The organism is Cohnella sp. LGH, assembly GCF_017671885.1.
Lineage (GTDB): Bacteria > Bacillota > Bacilli > Paenibacillales > Paenibacillaceae > Cohnella > Cohnella phaseoli.
Genome location: NZ_CP072117.1, coordinates 7,583,445 through 7,602,348 on the forward strand (window position 1 = coordinate 7,583,445; position 18,904 = coordinate 7,602,348).

General features: G+C 50.6%; 16 protein-coding genes. 3 read left to right on the forward strand and 13 right to left on the reverse strand.

What is annotated here, in order from left to right; translation table 11 throughout:
- Positions 1 to 5: 5 nt before the first annotated feature.
- Complete coding sequence (locus J4772_RS31255; protein WP_209072894.1) at positions 6 to 1,586, reverse strand: response regulator; 1,581 nt, start codon at positions 1,584 to 1,586, stop codon at positions 6 to 8.
- An 18-nt stretch (positions 1,587 to 1,604) separates the two neighbouring features.
- Positions 1,605 to 3,422, reverse strand: coding sequence for a cache domain-containing sensor histidine kinase (locus J4772_RS31260; protein ID WP_209072895.1), 1,818 nt, complete (start codon positions 3,420 to 3,422; stop codon positions 1,605 to 1,607).
- Between the two features lie 153 nt (positions 3,423 to 3,575).
- Between J4772_RS31260 and J4772_RS31265 the strand changes: the two genes are divergently transcribed.
- Positions 3,576 to 3,803 carry a helix-turn-helix domain-containing protein gene (locus J4772_RS31265; RefSeq protein ID WP_209072896.1) on the forward strand — a complete coding sequence of 76 codons (228 nt, stop codon included), beginning with the start codon at positions 3,576 to 3,578 and terminating at the stop codon, positions 3,801 to 3,803.
- Between the two features lie 18 nt (positions 3,804 to 3,821).
- Here J4772_RS31265 and J4772_RS31270 read toward each other — a convergent pair whose 3' ends face one another.
- The 4 genes from J4772_RS31270 to J4772_RS31285 all read right to left on the reverse strand — a co-directional run bounded on the left by J4772_RS31270 (position 3,822) and on the right by J4772_RS31285 (position 7,760).
- The gene (locus J4772_RS31270) at positions 3,822 to 6,227 is read right to left on the reverse strand and encodes a TOTE conflict system archaeo-eukaryotic primase domain-containing protein (RefSeq protein WP_209072897.1); all 2,406 of its coding nucleotides are present in this window, start codon (positions 6,225 to 6,227) and stop codon (positions 3,822 to 3,824) included.
- A 90-nt stretch (positions 6,228 to 6,317) separates the two neighbouring features.
- Positions 6,318 to 6,716 carry a hypothetical protein gene (locus J4772_RS31275; protein WP_209072898.1) on the reverse strand — a complete coding sequence of 133 codons (399 nt, stop codon included), beginning with the start codon at positions 6,714 to 6,716 and terminating at the stop codon, positions 6,318 to 6,320.
- 338 nt (positions 6,717 to 7,054) lie between these two features.
- Positions 7,055 to 7,273, reverse strand: coding sequence for a cold-shock protein (locus tag J4772_RS31280; RefSeq protein WP_371822788.1), 219 nt, complete (start codon positions 7,271 to 7,273; stop codon positions 7,055 to 7,057).
- A gap of 286 nt (positions 7,274 to 7,559) precedes the next feature.
- Positions 7,560 to 7,760 (reverse strand): cold-shock protein, encoded by a 201-nt coding sequence (locus tag J4772_RS31285; protein WP_094042991.1) that lies wholly within the window; start codon positions 7,758 to 7,760, stop codon positions 7,560 to 7,562.
- 330 nt (positions 7,761 to 8,090) lie between these two features.
- On the opposite strand from J4772_RS31285, the gene J4772_RS31290 reads away from it, so the two are divergent.
- Together J4772_RS31290 and J4772_RS31295 are read left to right on the forward strand one after the other, a co-directional pair.
- Positions 8,091 to 9,413 carry a helix-turn-helix transcriptional regulator gene (locus J4772_RS31290; protein WP_209072900.1) on the forward strand — a complete coding sequence of 441 codons (1,323 nt, stop codon included), beginning with the start codon at positions 8,091 to 8,093 and terminating at the stop codon, positions 9,411 to 9,413.
- Entirely contained in the window at positions 9,388 to 10,218 is an 831-nt protein-coding gene (locus J4772_RS31295) for a WYL domain-containing protein (RefSeq protein ID WP_209072901.1), read from the forward strand. The genes J4772_RS31290 and J4772_RS31295 overlap by 26 nt, the downstream gene beginning before the upstream one ends.
- A gap of 21 nt (positions 10,219 to 10,239) precedes the next feature.
- On the opposite strand, the gene J4772_RS31300 is transcribed toward J4772_RS31295, so the two are convergent.
- From J4772_RS31300 to J4772_RS31330, 7 genes are all read right to left on the reverse strand, one after another.
- Positions 10,240 to 10,554: a hypothetical protein gene (locus J4772_RS31300; protein WP_116062851.1), complete on the reverse strand. Its 315-nt coding sequence runs from the start codon at positions 10,552 to 10,554 to the stop codon at positions 10,240 to 10,242.
- 168 nt (positions 10,555 to 10,722) lie between these two features.
- Positions 10,723 to 11,397, reverse strand: a complete 675-nt coding sequence (locus tag J4772_RS31305; RefSeq protein WP_209072902.1) for an HAD family hydrolase — start codon at positions 11,395 to 11,397, stop codon at positions 10,723 to 10,725.
- 147 nt (positions 11,398 to 11,544) lie between these two features.
- Positions 11,545 to 12,546: a glycoside hydrolase family protein gene (locus J4772_RS31310; protein WP_209072903.1), complete on the reverse strand. Its 1,002-nt coding sequence runs from the start codon at positions 12,544 to 12,546 to the stop codon at positions 11,545 to 11,547.
- Positions 12,547 to 12,673: 127 nt separating this feature from the next.
- Positions 12,674 to 15,259: a GH39 family glycosyl hydrolase gene (locus tag J4772_RS31315; RefSeq protein WP_209072904.1), complete on the reverse strand. Its 2,586-nt coding sequence runs from the start codon at positions 15,257 to 15,259 to the stop codon at positions 12,674 to 12,676.
- A 50-nt stretch (positions 15,260 to 15,309) separates the two neighbouring features.
- Positions 15,310 to 16,191 (reverse strand): carbohydrate ABC transporter permease, encoded by an 882-nt coding sequence (locus J4772_RS31320; RefSeq protein ID WP_209072905.1) that lies wholly within the window; start codon positions 16,189 to 16,191, stop codon positions 15,310 to 15,312.
- 23 nt (positions 16,192 to 16,214) lie between these two features.
- A complete protein-coding gene (locus J4772_RS31325; protein WP_116062861.1) occupies positions 16,215 to 17,114 on the reverse strand; it encodes an ABC transporter permease in 900 nt (299 codons plus the stop codon).
- A 66-nt stretch (positions 17,115 to 17,180) separates the two neighbouring features.
- Positions 17,181 to 18,878 (reverse strand): extracellular solute-binding protein, encoded by a 1,698-nt coding sequence (locus J4772_RS31330; protein ID WP_209072906.1) that lies wholly within the window; start codon positions 18,876 to 18,878, stop codon positions 17,181 to 17,183.
- Positions 18,879 to 18,904: the final 26 nt, after the last annotated feature.

An 18,904-nucleotide genomic window follows, 5' to 3' on the forward strand; every position in this document is an offset into this window, starting at 1 on the left:
GGGGACTAGCGCCGCCGGGATTGTCGATAGGCTTGCGGAGTATCGCCTGTCGATTTCTTGAAAATCCGAATCAAATACTTGTCGTTGCTGTAGCCGACCAGTCTGGCGATACGGTCGAGCGGGTAATGGGTTCGTTCCAGCAGCTCCTTCGCCTTGGCGATTCGCTTGGCCGATAGAAACTCCGACAGGTTCATGCCGGTCTTTTCCTTAAAAATGTAGCTGCAATAGCTGGCGTTAACGAAGAATCGCTGCGCCAGCTTCTGCAGCGACAAGTCCTCGTGGTAATGGGCTTCGATATAGCTTTGAAGCTTGCGGACCAGACTATGGGACGATTCTGCGCCGGATGAGCGGAGCGGTGATTCGATCGTTTGCAGAAGCTCCTGCATGTATTCGGTCAACCGTCTACTGTCGTATCCTTCGTCTATCACGACATCTACATTCTTCGCCCAATCGTGAGGCGCGAGCAGCAACTCCTGGCGCGTCGCGTTCGTTATCGCTTCGATCAGCTGCCGGCATCGGGACTTGATCTCCCTCCATGTCGGGGCTTCGCGGAATAAAGCATCGTCTAACTCCTTCGCCGCCTTATCCGCCGAACCGGACTCCAGCAAATAAACAATCCGGTCCGTCTCCGCCCATCGCTCCGACTTTGCGGATGGACGTTCGTAGCTGCCATAGCCGTACTTCGTGTCTGTGGAACAGTCGTCCATCGCCGTCCGGCATTCCAAATAAGCTTCGTGAAGCTGCCCTAGCTCCCGCTTCGGCAGGCTTGCGGCGATCAGAAGTCGGCTTTCGGTCTTATCGTCCACGTGCGCCTCCATCATCCATTGCTTAGCCAGCTTATGAACGCGTTCGGAGTCGTCCTCCGAATTCAACGGCACAACGAGATAAAGCCACGCCTCCACCGAACCCGGAATGAGGGCAAGCTCCGAAGAGAACTCCTGTTGCTTCTGAAGCATCTCGGCAAGTCTACGTAAACCCGTCTTCTGCTTTTTTTGAGCATTGGCTGCATACTGCGTCAACATCATGTAGCGCTTGATCGACTGCAGCGCGCGGCCCCGATGCGACTGATACTCTGCAGAAGCCGCTCCAGGTCTTCCCGATTCGATCTGAACGCGGCACAGCTCCAAATCGTATTGTTCGTGCAAGCGTTCCTGCTCGGCCTGCATGTCGTCGAGCTTCTCCCGCAAACCTTTGGACGCCGCAGCCGCTTCGATCGCCTCGATCGCTTTTGCCATAACCGCCTGAACCTCCTCGCGGCTGAACGGCTTGAGCAAATAGCCCGCGACCTGCGCTTCGATCGCGCCCATCATATACTCGTAATCTTTGTAGCCGCTAACGACGATCATCTGCTTGTCCGAATAGCTCTGCTTCAGCAGGGCAAGCAGCTCCCGACCGTCCACTCCCGGCATGCGCATATCCGTCACGATAATTTGCGGGTCCCGTTCGGCGATGAGAGCCAGCGCCTCTCTCCCGTTGTTTGCTTCTCCTACGCAGAGCAGTCCAAGCGACTCGGCGAAGCTGTCGATTTTACTGCGTATGCCGCTGCGAATGAGCGGCTCGTCGTCCACGATGACATAGCTGTACATGATTGGCCTGCTCCCTCCCTATGGCTTAAGTCTCGGTACGCGGACACGCACGTTCGTGCCTCGGCCCGGCTCGCTGTCTACTTCGATTCCGGCTTCTTGCGACGCTTCGCCGTAATACAAGCGAATGCGCGAGTGAATGTTGGATACGCCGATGCCGCCCTTATCTCTGCGGCCCATCTCCGTGAAGCGAGGCGGCACTTTAAGCTGACGCCGAAGCTGCTCTAGCTGCTTCTCCGTCATCCCCGATCCGTCGTCGCGAATATCGATCTCGAGCGAGTCGTCGTTCATCCGCCCCGAAATCGTAATTTTCCCCGGCCCCTCTTTCGTCTCCAGACCATGATAGATCGCATTTTCCACCAAAGGCTGCAGGATGAGCTTCAATATTTTTTCCTCGCGCAAATGTTCGTCGATCTCAATTTCAAAAACCAGCTTGTCCCCGTAGCGCATCTTCTGGATCGTCAAGTAATTCAGCACATGGGTAAGCTCGTCCCGCAGCCGTACCTGCTCGCTGTCCGTCTTGATGCTGTAACGGAACATATCGCCCAGAGCCTTCGTAATGACCGTGATGCTAACGACGCCTTCCACGTCCGCGATGCTGTTGATTGACTCCAAGGTGTTGTACAGAAAATGAGAGTTGATCTGCGCCTCCAGCGCCCTCATCTGGGAATCCAGCACAATGATCCGGTTCTGATAGCGCTCCTTAATTATCGCCTTGTTCTCCGCAATCATCGCGTTGTACTCATTGTACAAGGTCGCGATCTCGTCGCTGCCCTGCAGGTATTTGTTGTTCAGGAGAACCTCATTGGACTTCTCCGACTTCATGATGCGGCTCAAGTTGACGATTGGCCTCGTGACCATGCGCGACAGGAAAAAGGAAATCGCCCAGAACATGATGCAGCAGGTGGCCGCTATCGCGATCAGCACGTTGCGCACGGGAACGAACTGGTTCTCCAATGCCGCCATCGACACCCGGAGGACGAGCTTCCACTCGTAATTCGGGAACGTTTTGAAGATCGTCAGCCATTCGCCTTTGTCGTCCATGAACTGCCCGGCCTCTTTGCCAGACAGCAGCTCTTCGCCGCTCGCCGATAGAGGTACGCCCTCCTTCCCCTCCGAGCTGTCGTATTCGATGCGTCCGTCCAAGCTCGTGATGAACATAGCGGACTGCTGCGGAAGTATGTTTTTGTCGATGCCGCCGAACAGCTCCAGATTGCAGTCGATCAGGACGACGCCTAACGGCTCGTTCGTCGTCGGGTCGACGATCAGACGAGAAAATGAAACCGACGGCTTGGCCGACATCGAATAGTCCTTGCGTCCGATATCGCTTACATAAATTCCGTCCTCCAGCGTTCTTTTGTACCAGTCCGCCCCCTCAGGACGGTACCCTAGCAGCAAATCATTGTCCGTTCTGGCGTAGTAGAAGGAGTTGCCCCCTGCGGCAAACAAATAAATTCCGTTCATATAGCGATGCGTATAGAGCAGACTCTCGAACAGAAACTTCAAGTCCCGATGGCTCTGAAGCAGCTCGAAGCTGTTCAAATCGTCGGTGTACGCCTTGTGCCGCCGCAAAATGTCGATGATTGAACGATTGTCCGGCGAATAGGGCTGGTAGGCGAACGTCTGGCTCACACCCGCGATCTCGTCTAAGGCATCGCCGAGCTTGTTCATGCTGCTATCCAGTAAGTTGGCGGCGGTCGCGCTCACCTGACGATGAATAAGATCCGAGTATCCCCTGTAAGACACGACAGTAATCAGGAAAATCGGAAGGAGCGAGATAACCAGGAAAATCGCGAACAGCTTATGCTTGATGCTGAATTTGTGCCGAATCGCTCCCATCCCCCGTCCATTTGGCTTTTTGGAATTGATTATAGTGGAACGGGCTGCCGGGGACCAATACTTTTTTTAATGGCGTTAATTGCGGCATAGCAAAAATAGCCGTGCTGTGGTACGTTTTTGCGTATAGTCAATATTAAAGTTGGAGTGAGGCCAATGACCAAAAAAGTAATCGTCAAAATACATGCTTTGATCCGACAACGCGAGATATCCCTAAGAGAGCTTTCACGCTTATCCGATGTTCGACACGCCGCCTTAAGCGAGCTGGCCAACGGCAAACGCGCTAACATCAACTTCTCCCATATCGAAAAAATCGCCGATGCTCTAGGCATCAGCGATATTCGGGAAATTATCGATTTTGTTGAAGTGGACGATTTTGAATAGGAAGCGAATACCTGCGTGTTATAACTCCGCTCCCTTATACCCCATTTTCCGATAACTTTTAATCCGTTTCTTGAACATACTCATCAACATTGGGACTTGAAGATCAATATAATCGTAAATCTTAACTTCCTGTTTGTTGGCATGGGAACGATGCAATCTACCGGCGTATTGTTGCAAGGTTCCGGTCCATGAGATCGGGTGAACGAGAAACAGCGTGTCCAACCGGGAGTCGTCAAAGCCTTCGCCAATCAGCTTTCCGGTCGCAATAAACACTCTCTCTTCATCATTTGGAATACAGGCCATCTTTGCTCGGATATCGTCTCTTTGCTTCTTCCCCATTCCGCCTTGCAATACGATCACATTCTTCGCAAATGGACGCAAGCGTTCTGCAAAATATTCAGCATGTGCTCTTCGCTCTACGAGCAGCAATGGCGATCTTCTCTCCTCCAAGCAATGGAGAAGATCATCGAAAATCATCGTGTTGCGCGCTTCATCATCTACAAGAAATTGGTATACTTCCTGTATCGACGGCTTTACAACGTTGGACGACAGACGAAAATCGGTATAACGCGGCACCACAGATAATGAAAATCCTCGCGATCCCGTCAACATTTTCGCATCCACACGAATACGAACAGGCCCTAACTGCATCATGACGATGGCCTCTTGTCCATCTTGGCGTTTCGGCGTAGCCGTCAGTCCAAACACATATCGCGCTTTGGCCTTCATTAGCACTTGCTCGAAACTAAACGCGGATAAATGGTGGCACTCATCGACGATCACCTGCCCATACTCCTCAATCAGCGAGTTTACTTCTCCTTTTCGGTTCAAGCTTTGGATGACGGCGATATCTACCATATTCGTCCGCTTATTTTTCCCGCCGCCTATCCACCCAATAGCATCCTTAGGCATGTTCAAAAAGGTTTGCAGTCGTTCCCTCCACTGATCCATAAGCTCGCGTCTATGCACCAGAATCAGCGTATTCACTTTGCGACTGGCGATGATAAATGAAGCTACAACTGTTTTACCGAAACCTGTAGCTGCAGACAATATCCCCGTATCATGTGCGAGTATCGCCTTCGCAGCCGTATCTTGCAACATCGTTAGCTCTCCGTCAAACCTAGCGTCAATGGCACTGCCGGAAAACCGGTTATCCTCAACAACGACCTGTACCCCATTTTGCTCAAAAAGATTCTGAACCGCACTTAAGCACCCTCTGGGAAGCGCAATATAGCGAGGCAAATCCTCTGCACAGCTTATCACTCTCGGCTTGCCGTATGTGGACAACCTCATAGCCTGATTTTTATAAAAATCAGGATTGGAGAATGAAGCAAGTCTCATAAGACGATTGATCGCGGAAGTAGGTAACTCCGCTTTCTCCACATATACCCGATCTGCCAATATGATTTTGAGCGTGATCGGTAATGAACCTGTTAGTAGGTCGTTATCGCGTTGGGGACTGGATGTCCACGGCTCCTTATCGTCATCTGAATCTGCATCCATGTCGACGATTCCGAAACGATCTTCCTTCGCATGCAACTGAATGAACTGAGTAACTTCAACCTCCGACAGCTTGCCTTGCTCAGCTAAAAAGCGCCATTGATCCTCATAAGGATTAAAATGACGATCAATAAACACGCTATTCCCTTGCTTGCGCGGCCCTCCTTGAAGCGGCAACGCAATCAAGTTCCCGAATCCACCTTTTGGCAATGTATCCTGGTTAGGAAACAGTCGATCGTAAGAATCCAACCCGATCTGGTATCTGTGGTTCATCGTAAGCGATAAAATAATCGTTCCCATTCTGCGCGCCTGACTTGCCAAGACCGGTTCGGAGAAGAAGAGCCAGATATGGCCTCCATTCCCGGAACGAGAGCGTTCCAATGCAGCAGGAATATGGTTGTCCCTGCATACTTGCATCACGGCCACCGCATCCTCTTTCCAGTTCTTTTTATCGAAATCCATGGCAAGAAACCAGCAAGTCTCATCCGGCAGCATCGGATAAATGCCGATGGCCCGGTCTTCTCTGGCATCCAGGTGTTTGGATAGAACCTCATCGGATAACGACAGAAAATTCTGATGCGTACATGCCGAACATTTGATCTTTGGTTTGTGACACACTGCCGTCCACTCGTTTCCGCAGACAGGCGAATAGCCCGATTTGCCCAGCTTATTCTGCCAGCGAATCGGGTATACATCTTCCCTGCCTCGAAAGTAGCTCCTATACAACGCAAGCTTCTTTTCTACAGTTGAATATTGCGTGACTTGATCATCCGTGTTCGAGACGCTGGGTAATGGCGCCGAATGTTCTGCTGGGGTTTCCTCTTCAATACGTTCTTCAGTTAGAAGCTTTAGCCGGCGATTCTCTTCTCTCAATCGGTCGATTTCGCGCAATGCCGCTTCGTACTTTCGATAGATATCGTCCACGATGTCACACGTATCCTTTCGGTACGTCTAAGTTCGATATCTATAGTTTACCTTAGAATTCAGTGTAATATGAACTGGCATGTACAGGAATTAGCGGGAATTCCATTGAAACCTGCTGTTCGCTTCTTCCGACTCCTCAGGCGGCACCGTCGCAAACAGACTGGAATCGTTATTCATCTGCTCGTGTTCCTCCCACGTAATACCGTATGGGAATCCCCATCCCGTGTAACCTACGATACAATAATAAGTTTCATCCTGCCATGGCGTTTCAATTCTATCTGCAAGCTTTTTGTTTCTTCGGGCTTTTCTCTTTTCATTTCTACTTCGAGCACTCGCGCCTTTTCTTCCATTGGCGATCTCTTCTTTTGTCAAAGGAACCTGCAGCAGCCGAAGCTCCTGAATCGCACATTCCGACGATACCCCAAAATGTTTGCGATAACTGCGAATCCACTTTTTTCCCTTATACTGGCTGACCCACTGCTTGGCCACTTCCAGACGTTGATCTCGTTTTAAGTTCTTGTGCAGTTGCCCTTACCTTCCTCTCGAGCAGAAATGGATGTTAAGTCATATTTTATTCCAAGGATGTATCAAAAGGAAACCTCTCGTTATTCTGCAGGCGTCGGATTGCAGATCTATTGACATCAACGATATCGGGCCTTGCAGCTTCAAGCCCCGCCTACCTTCAAGGCCCCTTCTCTTCATCGTCCAGCATCCTCCTGAACTTCGGAACGACAAAAAACACCGCGCATGCAGAATAAAGCTGCATACACGGTGCTTCCGCATCCGAACTTGCTACGTACATGTCTATAGCTCAACCCGCCGCCAGCTCACACTTTAAGCTGGTTAGGACTCGTATTCTCTATCGTGGCAAGCATTTTTTCGCTTCTGACCATTTCGGCATTGCATTGGGGACAGATAGGAACGATGGAAAACGTGAAATTATCTCTCATCCAGCCCTTGCAGTTCTCTCCGGGACAGGTCCATATGGCGGTGATCTCTTCCGGCAGCTCTTCCAACGGTCTTTTCCGAGAATAATACAAGTACATTCCCTCTTTCTGTTGTGAAATGGATGCAGCGGTAAAAAAACTGCGACTGAGCAATTCGCGTACATGAACACGAAGGTATTGTGCAACACGGTTCGAATTGACCTTGTGGCCAATGGGGCGAGCTTACGCCTTCTCTTCCGGCCTGGGAGACCGTTACATGAGCGAATTCGAGCGATTTGCTGCCTCCAACGGTCCGACAGAACGTATGCAAGCAGGCTGATGTACGTCAATTGATCAGCCGCAGAAAAAAAATGCCCCAAACGCTTGGTTCGGGGCAAGTCCTTATTTACAGCTTGACGACATTCTCGGCTTGCGGGCCGCGGTTGCCTTGAACGATGTTGAATTCGACTCGTTGACCTTCGTCCAAAGCTTTGTAACCGTCGCCGACGATTGCGCTGAAATGAACGAATACGTCGTTGCCGCCTTCAACTTCGATAAAGCCGAAGCCTTTGTCTGCGTTAAACCATTTTACTGTTCCCGATTCCATACTGATGACCACCTTATTAGTATTTACATGATCTTCTTATTCGATTAAAAATAAAAAATTCACATAGTGTACAAGGTTATTAACATAAAAGAATAACCCTCTACGTTATGTGAATTTGTCCATAAGTTCTATAAATTTCATTATAAACCATCGCACTACAAATAGCAAGCATCAATTTGACTCACTGGCCATTGGCCAAGGAATCCCGTTCTGACAACGACCAAAAGCTTCACCATGGAACCATACGTCGAAAAATTCCCATTCCCCCCACCTTCCGCAATTGCTACAATGGAACTTATATGGAAAAAGGAAGAGAACGGAGGAACGACAATGGCTCGGGAAAGCTTCGACAAAGAGGTACAGTTTCTCAGGCTGCTTGCGTTGGCCGGAGGGGCCTATTCCAGGCAGCAATTCGCCTCTCGTTTGGGCATTTCCGTACATACGTATGACAAGACGCTCCGCTATCTCAAGGATATGAGAACGTCTCTTCAGCCTCTCTCCGCTAATCAGGAATCCGACCTCACGGAATGGCTTCGCTATAATCACTATGAATCTGCCGACCCGCTGCTGCTGTTTCTGTTCCGGGCCAAATCGCTCAAGGAGTCGGAAAGCGTGCGGCTCTCTCTAACGATCACCCTTTTGCAGGATCGGGAGCTGACCGCCAAGGAGCTTCTGGACGAATGCAGCGACAACATGCCTCTGGATTTCCCATGCCCTGACGAGAAAACCATTCGCGGCGATTTAAAATACCTCGAAGAGGTCGGGGTCATTACGCGCTGCGAAGGCGGTCGTCCTTATCGCTATAGAGCGGCCAACGAATTGGTCGATCATCTGTCCGACGATGAGCTGCTTGATCTGTACGATTACGTGGACGTCATGGCCAACACGCAAGTCCCGGCGGTTCAAGGCTATCTGCTGCGCGATACGCTGAAGAAGGCGCTCGGTAAACGCGGCTTCTCTCTCGAAACGTCGGAAACTCATCTGTACAAGTACCACTACCATTCTCGCATTTTGGACGAAGCGCATTTGCATACCGTTTTTCAAGCGATTCGCGAGCGGAGACGGCTGCAGTTTCTCTATCTATCCCCCAAAAAGGGTAAAAACTACGCCTCGAAAAATACCAATCCGCTGTTTGAGCGGGATACGGAAGGCAGCGACGAAACGACGCTCCCTCTGCGCGTGATCTACGACCATCAATACGGACGCTGGTATCTGATCGGCCACAGCTCCAAGCTCGGCTTGATGAAATACCGTATGGAGGGACTGACGCAGATCGAGATCGGCGACGCTGTGGAGGAAACGCAATTCACCACTCAGCTTGCCCGCGCGCAAGAACAGTTGGAGCGAAGCTGGGTGACGGACACGCTGCGTCCGGTGAAGGTCGTGGCCCGTTTCTACAATCCCGACCGCGCGGGAGCCAACTTCATTCGGGATCGCGTTGAAGCGCAGGGCCAGTGGGGCACGATTCGCGAGGAGACGGAGGCCACCTTTCTGTACGAGATTACAGTTAATGGCATTTACGAAATCAAGCCTTGGCTCAGAAGCTTCGGATCAAGCTGCGAGGTGCTGGAGCCCGCTTGGCTTCGCAAAGAGCTGATCGCGGAATGGGAGGAGATTCGGAATAATTATGAATCCGTTCGAGAAAATTTTTAACTATCAGATTCTCTCTCGGCTGGACGAGTCGGATGCCCTCGCCCTTACTTCGCAGGAACGGGCATGGCTCCGAACGGCTCTGGCTCACGACTCTTCCGCGGAGGCTTTTACTTCTGCTACGCTGGAAAAGCTGAATCGCATCCTGCAAAACGGACCAGCCATCAACCACCGGGATTTCATCGTCGAGAAGGCCAAAAATGCCGAGCGCCAAGTTTACCACCCGCTACTTCGCACTCTGAGACGACTGATCATGCAGGATAAGGGCATACTGCTCACTTCCCGAATCAAACACGGAGGAACGAAGACGAATCAGCCAGGGCTTCCCGTCAAGCTGGAATATAGCATGGTCAAGAGAGAATGGTACTTGCTCTGGTACAGCACGCGGGGGCGCTCCTTCATGGCGACCAAGCTGCAAAGCATCGTCTCGGTCGAAGAGACCCTCCTCCCTCCCGAACGGGTCGAGGAACTGCGGGCCCGAGTAGCGGCGCATTTGGAGAAACGCAAGGAGCAGGCCGTCATTGAAGTCGTCCGAACCTACAACGCCGAGCTGTCGCGAATTTTGTACGCCTTCTCCTGCTTCGATAAGTCGGTGAGCTATGAGGAGGAGGAAAACCGCTACCTCATTCATGTAACTTACTTAGCGGATGAAAGCGAGTTTCTGCTGTCCAAAATTCGTTTTCTCGGGCTGCGGGTCAAAATTGTGGAGGGCGACGGCCTGCGCAAGCGGATGCTGGAATCGGCGGAGAAGGCTTTGGCGCGTTATGGCAGCTCGGACGATATTGCCATAAGAAAGCCGGCCCCTTGAGGCCGGCTTTCTTTCATTTTATTAAGCGCTTACACCCGATGACTGAGAAGATTCCTTTTTCGCAGCGCTGACCATCAACAGAATACCGGTAACGATGTGCATGATCATACCAACGAAAGGAATCCATGCGACCAAAGACGTTACGATTCCAAGAATGGATCCGTATTTGACTTCGTTATTTTTGGATGAAAGTACTAACGTGATGATGTGCAAAATGAACATGACGACGAGCGGAGTGTAATAGGTTCCGATAATAATCAAGCCGCCGACGAACGGAATTCCCAAAAAGATCTCAAAAGCTCCCGTCACCCATTTCATTACCTTCGAACTTGTCATAGAAATCCTCCATATCTGTTAGATGTTAGGATCAATATAACAAAAGTACTAGGAAAAATCTACTACTTATTTCACAGGTTTTCCCTTTTATCCTATCAGACGTTGTCGATCCCGGACCGAATATGTCGCAGGCGATTTCGATCCGGAATCCTAAGGCCAAGCTACCCTCTATTTCTGAACGATGCGCGCTTGCAGCTCCGCTTCGACTTGAGCGAACGTCGTCTGATCGAGATCGCTCACGAGAATATCGGCTTGAACAAAGTCCATCTGCTTCGTAACCGGGTTCGGAACGGCCAGCCCCCACAATCCGGCGGCTTTGGCTGCGCGCAGCCCGTTCACCGAGTCTTCGATCGCAAGCGCTTCCTCCGGTTTAACTCCTAGAGCTTCTACAGCGCGAATATACAACTCCGGATCGGGCTTGACCCGCTTCACGTCGTCGGAGGAACGGATGACCTCGAAATAATCTCTGATCCCCTGCCGGCGAAGATGCCCCTCTATCCAAGCAAGATCCGAACTGGAGGCAAGACCGATTTTCCAGCCCAAGCTGCGCGCCTCCTCCAACCGATCCAGCACGCCGAGACGAAGAGAGACACTCTGCAGCCGTTCAACGTGCCTCGTCCGAAACATTTTGTGCAGCCCATCCTTATCCAACGTTTTGCCCGTTCTGGTCTGCAGGTCCGCATGCGGATCGAAGCCGCCGATCGTACCGATGCATACGGCCCAAGTCTCCAACGCTAGCTCCTGCCCATGATCCGCATAGATGCTGTTGATGGACTCGTAAGCACTAGATTCGGTATCCATCAACGTTCCGTCAAAGTCGAACACGACTGCTTTTAACGCCATTTCTCCTCGCTCCTATCTCTCTATTTTCGTTAACGCCCCTATTGTAACATTTAAACGCACAGAAAATCGGGATGTATCCGGTATTCGGAAACACCCCGATTAGCTAGGATTATTGTGGCGGAAGCTGCTGTCGGTTCTTGATTGCCCCTATGTCAACAGCTTAGAAGTAGCTACCGCAATCGTTCTGAAGTTGCCGAAGTGAGTGGTTGTATCATCTGGCCGACCTGGCCTGCACGCACAGTAGAAATGATAAAGAATACCCTCATGAAAAATAACCGACGGTTTATGCGCATTGATGCTGTCGAGACTCCCCTCAGGTCCTGACTGAATAATCGGTTCAGAATGCTTAACCCATGTGAGGAGGTCCTCAGAAAACGCTATCCCTTCTTGCGCATGCACACCGTCGTATCCAAAATAAAACATGACCCACTTATCCCCGTATTTCAGCACGCATGGATCGCTGACAAACTTGCTTTGCCACGTTCCCGGTACCACTTGAAGTACGGGATTGCTCTCCAGTCGTGTCCAGTGGACCAGATCCGATGAAGTAGCCGCGCCCGTTTGTTCTACCCATTCGTGGTCAGTGCCCGTCTTATTCTTGGCGTTATAGAATAAATAAAACCATCCGTCGCGTTCAACCAGGCATTCCTTGTATAGACCGCCTTGCTCCCATGGAGCTCCTTCCTCAGGAATTAGAATCGGCTCCGGCATCCTGTTCCAAGAAAGCAATGAAGGGTCCTCCGTCCAAGCCATGCCGATTCGGCCAGGGCCGCTCTCATATCCTTCGCCGGGATAGGCGTGATAGACGAGCCAGTATTTATCGTCCCACTTTTTAAGTACCGGAATACCGTCCATCTCATTCTCGCGCAGAATCCACGTCCCGGCTGCGTTAAGCGAATCCCACCCATTTCCCTCGCCGCGACGAAGGATGGTCCCTAATGGGCGCCAATCAAGCAGATTCTCGCTTGTCGCCAGACCTGTTTGATAGCCAATCCCATCGTAACCAACGTACATCATATAAAACAATCCGAGATGTTTAAACACGAACGGACAGTCGACCGCTTCTTTATCAAAGGTGCCTGCACGACCAGAACCGGTAAGGACAGGTTGAGACCGTTTGTGAGGAGTTAAAAAATCGGATACGTTCATTAGCTCATCTTCTCGCTCTCTTGATGATTCGAATTCGGGGCTGTCCCATAAGGGGGATGTGCCTCTTTCTTTATATCTCGATCACCCCAAGCAACTCTACTTATGGGACGGCCCCGTCCGGATCTCACTATTGTTTAATAAACTCTACATGATCTACGTAGTACCATTTCATTGCCGGAGAATTGGAATAAAACCCGATCGTACATTGTCCGTTTGTTACATTAATATTCGCAATGGTAATCTGCGTCCAAGAAGAGAAGGTCGGAATATTTGTCGTTACGCTTGAGCCTCCATAATCTTTGGCCTGCATATAAGCGGTTCCTAGACCGCCATAATCATTTTTCACCCATGCTTTAAGCGTGTACAATCCATTGCTTAACCCGGTCATCGTTTGATAGGTGTAAGATTCGTAAGGACTGTTTTTCCAATGAACGAGCTTATAGGAGCCGCTGTAGGCGCCGCCTTCCGTATAATCCGAATCCAGGTTTTTACCCGTGGTATACCAACTGGACGGCGATTGAACGGAGGCCGTATTATCTTCGAAGCCCGGATTAACTACATGATTATATACATAATTAAGGCTCACTTTGCTCAACTGCGGATTATACGATAACGCACCGCCCGTAGGGAATTCGACTTTCAGGTATTCGGTTCCGGCAGGCACGGAGTTGAACGTGTACACCCTTCTCGTCCAATCTCCTCCATTAATTGGCGCATCCGCGTTCGTCCCTCCTGTTTGCTGAGTCCAAGTCGTGCCGTTAGGAGAGGTATAAAACTTGAAGTTATTGATGGCTTCCGCATGAGTCGCATACAGTCCCGTCACGCTAAAGCTTCTAATGCCAGGGTATTTATAGATGACATTCTCGGCTGGAGAGGCATTCGTATGGTTACGGGACGCACGGCTTGAATCCCCCAGTACCGTAGCGTTAGCCGTGTCGAAAATTAATCCGGAGCTATGGGAATACGTCTTACTCCAATCGTTCAGATCATCGGTCATTGGCGTCGTCGTGACGGTATTGGTTGCATTCGTAATCTCGTAAAATACCACCCCGTGAGTCGTCAGCGTCGGATTTAATACCAGCTTATTTCCCGTTACCGTTGCTGTCGTCGTCGTTGGAGTTATCGTGGCCAACGATTTATACACGGACTCGCGAGAGTACCAATAATTTCTATCCGAGGCGTTCACTAAGTATTTCGGCACTTCCATAGAATATTTCGACCAACTATATGCCGTGTTCTGCATTCCTCTCGCCAAGACGTCGGCCACCCAAGTATCCCAGAAGTTCCCATGCGTATCATCTACAATCCACTGTTTTACAGTAACGGTGTTCCCCGATACCGGCGCGATGTTATCGATCGTTAACGTAGGTGTCTCGCTTACGGAAGCATTCATATAGCTATTATGGTTGTAAGCCATGACATGCACGGTATTCGTCCCCCGATTAAAGCTGGCTACCCCGTCGACCTCATTCGTGGAATCCGCGGCCGATCCCGTAACGGCCAATCCGACCCGGTTATCCCCAACCATTTTATAAGCCAAATTAGCCACATGAGTACTTACCGGAATTACGCCGCCCCAGAAGGCTTCGGTACTGAGCCCCCATGTGGAAAGCCAGTCGATCTGCGCGTCGTTCATCGTCTTGACTAGCTTTGCATCATACGACCCTTGGTAGCTATGCGCTACGATTCTGGAAAATAAGGCTCTGTTGTCATCGCCCGGGCCGTTAAGAATTCTGCCCTCGTCAATGCCGAATTTCAGATTGGTTAATCCAACGGAGTTGGCTTTGTCGCGAAGCAGGTTGATCGTATCCGCGAACGAAAGTCCGGAGCTGCCTTGGCCGGGAGCGCCATCATAGTAGGATGCCGATAAATAGTCGATTTGCGTGCCTTTGGCGCCTGTTTTATAGTTTGTGCCCGTCGCCACATGGTCGATAAAATCCCTTTCGTCCCAGAGTGCATTAACGACGGTCATGCTATGCGCGCCGACATTCAGGTTTTCTGCGCCGATTGCGGCTTCCAATGCAGCAACCGTGTAGTCGTAAAGCTTGAAATAAGCGATCTTCGTAGAGTTCGGAGAACCGTCGGCGGCGATAAACCAATCCGCATTTTCGTATTCGGTTAGGACGCCCCATGTCCACGTCTTGACTTCATTAATGCCAAACTCCGCTACGACTGCATCGGCTATGGCTTTAATATAGTTATAGTATAAATTGTAATCGGCCGGCGGTCTGACGTTTACGCCAAACGCGGTAGAAATATGGGGATTCGTCGAATACTTCAGCGGTACGGCCCCAGTCTTAATAAACGGCTTCAGGCCTTGATCCACGACGTTGTGCAATGCGGCAATCAGCTCGTCGAATTTGTAATCCGTCATGGTTGACGTATTATTCGGATCGACGAATAAATCGCGCGTTGAATTGCCGCCCGTCGCTGTCATGAACTGCACGTTTTTCACAAAAGGGTAATGGCTGGCAAAATAATTAGAGGGCTGGCCCGCAGCTTGAGAGGTCCAATGAATCCTGAAATCCCATACGTTGATCATGGAGTGCTTGTTTTGCATGACAGGTCCTTGCGCCGCTAAGTTAACGTTGATTTTCACGGTTCCCGCCGCATCTGCGCGTTCGGGCAAAATCGTCAACAGCAGCGTCGATAAAAGTCCGAATAAAGCGCTCCATTGCGCAACTCGACCTGCAGTGTTCCCAAAAAAACTCATGCACGTCATCCCCTTAATCGGTTTGTAGGTGCTTCGCATTCTGAACCTTGTTACTCCTTTACGCTGCCTAGCACCATCCCTTTGACAAAGTACTTTTGAAGGAACGGATATACCATTAAAATAGGCAATGCTCCAAGCAGCGTTTGAGCCGCCTTGAGCGTTCGATCCGAAACTTCGGCTAGCATCGTGATATCCGTAGAATTAATCAGTGCTAGATCGTGATTGATCACAACGGTTTGCAAATAGCTTTGAAGAGGATATTTGTCCGGCGAATTCATCAGAATGAGACCGTCAAACCAGGCGTTCCAATGGCCTACGATTGTAAATAATCCGATTGTCGCGATGGCCGGCAAGGATAACGGAAGAAATATACGCCATAAGATCTTCCAATGCCCGGCCCCATCCATAAAGGCCGATTCCTCCAGCTCTTTAGGAAGAGAACGAAAAAAATTCAACAACAGCACGACATTAAAAACCGGAACCGCTCCCGGCAATATGAGCGCTCCAAGCGAGTTTAGCAAGCCCGCCTCCTTGATGACGAGATACCAGGGAATAAATCCGCCGTTGACAAAGATCGTAAGCACAAAAAACCATGCATACCACGTTCTTCCCGTAAATACGCGGGACTCCTTAGAGAGCGCATACCCCAGCATAACTGTTAACAACATGTTCACGGCAACGCCCAGAAGCACGCGCTGCAAGCTGATCTCCATAGAATGAAGAAATTCCTTTTTCCGCAGTACGAATTCGTAGGACTTCCATGTGAATTCGATCGGCCACAATTTTACGATTCCAGCGCCCGCAGCTGTGCTTGAACTGAACGATAACGCTCCGACATGAACGAGCGGAAGAATGCATAGCAGACCGAGAGAAATCAAAAACACGTAATTGAAAGCCGTAAACAGCCTCCCGCCGAAAGAAGTGTAATTCATCTGTCTCTCCCTCTCCCATCCATCTAGAAAATACGATAATTCGCTAGTCGATAAGCGAGGTAATAGGAAATGGAAACGAATAATACGGAAACGACGGATTTAAACATGCCCATGGCGGTCGCCACCGCATACTGCGCATCGACAAGTCCGAGCCTGTACACCAGAGTGTCGATAATATCGCCGCTTTCATAAACTTGCGGGCTGTACAAATTGAAAACTTGTTCAAAGCCGGCATTCAATACATTGCCCAAACTCAGCGTGGACATCAGAATAATAATAGGCAGCATACCCGGGAGCGTCACATGGAGCGTCTGCTTCCATCTCCCCGCCCCGTCGACGACTGCGGCTTCGTACAAGGTCGGATTGATATTCGTGAGTGCAGCCAGATAGACGATCGTGCTGAATCCGAACTCCTTCCATACGTCGGATAAGACAAGCAGATAGGGAAACCATCGATTGTCGCCCAAGAAAAAAATGGGTTGTATTCCGAATCCGCTTAATAGTTGATTTACGATCCCGCTGGATGGGGAGAGGATATCGATCAAAATACCTCCAAGAATGATCCAGGACAGAAAGTGAGGCAAATAAATCAGCGTTTGGACGCCGCGCTTGACAAACTCGACGCGAATTTCGTTAAGTAGAAGCGCGGTAACGATCGGCGCGCTAAGTCCAGCCGCTATTTTCATAAACGCGATAAATACGGTATTCCATAAGACGTCAAGCGTTCCCGGCAAGGCGAATACATAACGGAAATTATCAAGTCCCACCCAGTCCGAGCCGCTTATTCCTTTGACGATCGAATACTTCTGAAACGCGATAACAAGCCCCGCAATCGGGCCGTAACTGAACACAAGAACGAGAAGCAGCGCCGGCAGCACCATGAGATGGAGCGGCAATTGCCGGAACCCGTTTTTTTCGGACATGCGCTGTGCCACCTTTGCGGAGACATCGATGGGGACCCATTACGGCCCCCATCTTTGTTTACCGGTTTATTTCGTTGCGTACCATTCGTTGACTTCGGCAGTAATCTGATCTCCGCCAAGCTTCTTCCAATCCGCCACAAAGGTATCAAAATCGTCTAGGGATGCCCCGAGAATAATTTTCGTGAACGTTTCCAGTTCGAGCTTTTCCAGAGTAGCTCTCCTGTCTCCCATGGTCGGGGTTGGCGCGCCAATAAACTCATTGACCTTCAATTGTCGGTTCTGATCGTAATATTGGCCGATTACAGAGTAAGCGCTCTCGCTTCCGAATACCCGATCCGTTCCCCAACCGGAATTGTCGCCTCCTTGATGTGCGACGATTTTATCGTAGTATCCTTTTTCCTCGGCGGTCAGCTTGGAAGCATCTCCCGACTCAAAAGCCGCTTTTATATGTTTCTGAGCGCCAATCAGCCCTTCGCCTGTTCCCGTATTCGTGAGAAGGGCGTACTTGTGGAATTCAATCCCGTCTTTACTGTGGTAGATTTCAGGGTTCTGGCTGTCGCCCCCGAAAATATCCACGGTTAGGTTATACAGCTTGATGACGGCTTCCGGATGCTCATAACCTTTGCGGACGACCCAGAATTGGTTGTAGTCCAGGCTGCTTTGAGCATTAGCTATGTTACCGTCAATCGAAGGGATCGGATAAGCTTTCCAATCCGCTTGCGGTTCCTTGTCCTTATTGCCTTGTAGAGGCCATAGCGGATTCCACATCGCGCCGAAGTGCATGCCCAGTTTCCCGTTGATTTCCAGTTCGGATGCTTTGCTTCCGTCTTTGACGCCAAATTCCTTGTCGATTTGACCGGCATTGAACATCTCCTGCAGCTTGGCGAGAGCTGCCTTTACTTCGGGCTGGATACTGCCGTAGACCAGCTTGCCCGAAGCGTCCTTAATCCATATCTTCGGATAAGCATGGAAGCCGTTCATAAAGCCCGTCACGTCAGGGTATCCGCTGAACAGCTCCTTGGAAAGCGCCAGGCCCAGCGTATCCGCCTTTCCGTTGCCGTCCGGATCCTGTTTCGTGAAAGCCTCCGCTATCGTAAAAACGTCTTGCATCGTCGAAGGCTCGGGGAGTCCGAGTTTGGCGAGCCAATCCGTGCGTACCCACAGCAGCGGTGCGCCGCCAAAGTAATCTTGCGATTGAGGGATGGCCAGCAGCTTGCCTCCTACAGTCGACGCAGCCTTGGCGACTTGTCCGTTCTCGATCAGTTCACGGCCCATCGGGGAAGCGTATTTCTCGTATACTTCGGTCAAATCCTCCAACTGACCGGCGTCGGCAAGCTGTTTGAATTGAACAGCGTTAACCCTGAACACGTCCGGCAGATCTCCCGCAGCGATGGACGCATTCATTTTCTGATCGTATTGATCGCTTTGAACGATCCACTTATTCGCGATCTGAATGCCCAGCCGCTCCGCATAAGCTGTATTCCATGCGTTCTTGTCGAAGGATTCGCCTTCTTTGAATTTGTAAGTCGAATCCGTATTTCGGGTAACTGAGACCTTGATCGGAGGATCATATTTGCCGAATGGATCGACCGTTTCCGTCGAAGCGCTTTCAGGAGCTGCAGTGCTTGCTTGCGGGCTGGCCGTCGCTGCCGGCGAGCTGCTTTCTTGGGCGTTGCTGCCCTTGCTTTCGTTACCGCATGCGGCAGTCATGAACATCATCAGAACCGCCAACGACATGCCGAAATACTTTGCCGTTCTTTTCATGCGAATCCCCCTTGAGTCGATTTTGT